Source organism: Burkholderia sp. Tr-20390 (assembly GCF_017104595.1).
In the GTDB taxonomy this organism is placed as follows: domain Bacteria; phylum Pseudomonadota; class Gammaproteobacteria; order Burkholderiales; family Burkholderiaceae; genus Burkholderia.
The window spans coordinates 1-1,516 of sequence record NZ_JAAGPC010000396.1; the positions used below are offsets into that span (position 1 = coordinate 1).

Genomic DNA, 1,516 nt, shown 5'->3' on the forward strand with positions numbered 1-1,516 from the left:
CCCTCCGCGTGCGCCGTGCCGGTTGTCGCGATCGAGGTCGCCGTCGCGGTCGGGTTCGCCGGCCAGGCGCGATGCGGTGCGCAACGCGTCGACGAGCCTCCGGTACGCATGCTCGCGCGAATCGGCGCCGCGCGTGCGCAGCACGTACGACGGGTGATAGGTCGCGACGACGAGCAGGCCTTGCGCCGTGCGAATCGGCGCGCGCGCGGCCTCGAGCGTCGCATCGTTGTCTTGCAGCAGCGCGCGCAACGCGGTGCCGCCGAGCGCGACGACGACGCGCGGCCGTACCGCATCGAGTTCGCGTTCGAGCCAGTAGCGGCACGCGGCCACCTCGCGTTGCGCGGGCGTCTTGTGCAGCCGGCGCTTGCCGCGCGGCTCCCATTTGAAGTGCTTGACCGCGTTCGTCAGGTAGCAGTGCGCGCGCTCGATCCCGGCTTCATCGAGTGCGCGGTCCAGCATGCGCCCGGCCGCGCCGACGAACGGCAATCCCTGGCGGTCCTCCTGGTCGCCCGGCTGCTCGCCGACCAGCATGATCGTCGCGTCGACGGGGCCGGCGCCGGGCACCGGCTGGGTCGCATGCTCCCACAACGCACAGCGGCGGCACGCGCCGAGTGTCGCCGGTGCGTCGGCGTCGGCGTCGGCGGGCGGCGGATGGCGCGTCATGTGACGACGCCCGTGCGGCCCAGGGCGCGACAGGTCGCCCACGCCGGCGGGGCGGGACAGAAACGAAAGCGCAGCGTGACGCGCATGAAGGGCTCCGGTACGACGATTCGCACCTGTGCAGCAACCGCCGTTCCGCATCGGCCGAGACGGGCGCGGGGTTTGCGTGGAGGCGGTGTCAACGACAGGAGAAACGCGATGCTTCCCGATCCCGGCGACGATCCGGCCGCGGACGACGTGCTGCTGTGGCGCGCCCCCGACAGCGTGCCGAGGCGCCCGCGTCGCGTGCTGATCGTCGACGACTATCGCGACGCCGCCGATGCGCTGCGCCTGCTGCTCGAGGCGCGCGGCGTCGAATGCCGCATTGCCGTCGATCCGTTCGCCGTCTGCGCGATCGCACGCGACTGGCAGCCGTTCGCGGTCGTGCTCGATATCGCGATGCCCGGCCTCGACGGGCTGCAGCTGGCGGCGCGGCTGCGCGGTGATCCGCACACCGGCGACATGTTGCTCGTCGCGTGCAGCGGGCTCGCGTCGCGACGCGACTGCGAGGCGGCGAGGCAAGCCGGGTTCGACGCGCACTGCGCGAAGCCGCTGACGCCGCACCGGCTGCTGGGCTATCTGGACGCGGCGAGCGGCCGCGCGACGCCGGACGGGGCGGTTACACGGCGCTTGTAAAAAAGCCGCCGGGGCGTCGCGGCGCAGGCATCAACCGCCGGTGCGCGTGGCGGCATGTCGGGCCGACCGACCCGCGACGACGGCCAGCCCGCGCGCAGAGCGGGAGGGGGGCGGCGTGGGGAAGGGGGGATGGCATGTGGTGGATCCGTGTGGCGGCGGCGTCACGTGAAGCAACACATCA

Annotated in this window: 2 protein-coding genes; one reads left to right on the forward strand and one right to left on the reverse strand. The window is 73.2% G+C overall.

Annotated elements, in window-relative coordinates; all coding sequences use genetic code 11:
• Positions 1–663: UdgX family uracil-DNA binding protein (locus G3N98_RS39190; RefSeq protein ID WP_241026300.1), on the reverse strand; the 663-nt coding region annotated here is incomplete at its 3' end.
• Positions 664–858: 195 nt separating this feature from the next.
• Here G3N98_RS39190 and G3N98_RS39195 point away from each other — a divergent pair.
• The gene (locus tag G3N98_RS39195; protein ID WP_206151116.1) at positions 859–1,335 is read left to right on the forward strand and encodes a response regulator; all 477 of its coding nucleotides are present in this window, start codon (positions 859–861) and stop codon (positions 1,333–1,335) included.
• The last annotated feature ends 181 nt before the right edge of the window (positions 1,336–1,516 follow it).

Coding starts and splice junctions, on each gene's coding strand:
- G3N98_RS39195 (WP_206151116.1), top strand. CDS start 859: ATGCTTCCCGATCCCGGCGACGATCCGGCCGCGGACGACGTGCTGCTG.